The following is a 1,238-nucleotide window of genomic DNA, read 5'->3' on the forward strand; positions in this document are numbered from 1 at the left end:
AGTAGTACAAATACCCCTTTCAGGGGTAGGCAAAAGCGGCAAAGGCAAGATAGCTTGAACGAAGTGAAAGCTAGCGCCTTTAGTCACTGACCGGTAACAAAGGCTTATAGCCGCAGAGCAAACCACCCGTTAGACGAGTGGTGCTGATTGTCTTTTCATCGATTTTCCGAGACTACATTTTGTTGTTCATTATATATAACAAATCAGGAAGAAAAAAAGTTGCAAAAAACAAATTTTTCAGATTAATAATTTAATGAAAATCCATTGATAAATTCATCTTCTACTTCTTCCATAATAACGTCATATTCTTTTGTAGTAAGATTGTAAGCATATATGCCCCTTGTATCCCCCTTCCAGCCTAAGAAATACAGAATATTGTCATAGAGAGCCATTTGATCCACTATATAAAAAGGCAGTTTCAGTCTTACACTCTTTTTTGTATCTAAATTTACCTCATAGATTTTATGTTTCTGTCTGGTAGTAAATCCATTTGGTGCACAACTTAATATCAGCTTTTTTCCCTCACACGCTATTCCGTCTATATAATATTTCGTTTCATAAACAGTTTCTATCTTTTTTGTCTCCAGATCGAGCATGGCAATTTTAGAAGGTGCATTACCACCTTCTACGTCATCTGCTTCTCTCATTTCATTGTCTGAATAATGAGAGAAAACTATTTTATTTTCCTTTGGAACCGTACTTACCATCCATGTGAAACGGTCATCTTTCTTATCGAACATAACGCGGCTGCAATTCTGAAACTCCGCATCACAGACAATTGGTTCAATACAGTAATGGTTTAGTAATTCAGCTGCCATAAAATATTGTTCCCCACACTGAATCAAATAATTAAAATCACAAAATTGATCCGTCTTTTTTTCTCCGGTTTCATTATTATCTAAATAAATCTGGTTTCCTTTTCCTTCTCCGCTAAAGGCCGAATAGTATATCTTATCATTTCTGGTTGAATACAGAGTAAGTGGATGTGAAGAAGTATATGACACGGTTCCTTTTTGTTCCAGTTTCTTTTCTTTAATATCATAAAAAAAGCATCTGCTGCCCATCCCTGATTCAGATTCCTCTGAATAAAACGACCGGGTAATACTCAGATAGGGGGAAAGCTTGTTTATTTCTGTGTTTTCGGTATGAATGGGGGCAACTTCTTCCGAAGTCCACCCACAAGCTGAACATAACATACATAAAATTAATATCATTGAAATTATTTTAATTTTTTTCAT

1 protein-coding gene is annotated in these 1,238 nt (G+C 35.5%); it reads right to left on the reverse strand.

Translation table 11 applies throughout. From position 1 onward, the window contains the following. Positions 1-242: 242 nt before the first annotated feature. A partial coding sequence (locus DW019_RS14780) for a hypothetical protein (protein ID WP_118444046.1) occupies positions 243-1,238 on the reverse strand: 996 nt, incomplete at its 5' end.

Origin of the sequence: Clostridium sp. AF37-5 (genome assembly GCF_003477605.1) — a bacterium.
GTDB lineage: Bacteria > Bacillota > Clostridia > Lachnospirales > Lachnospiraceae > Eubacterium_F.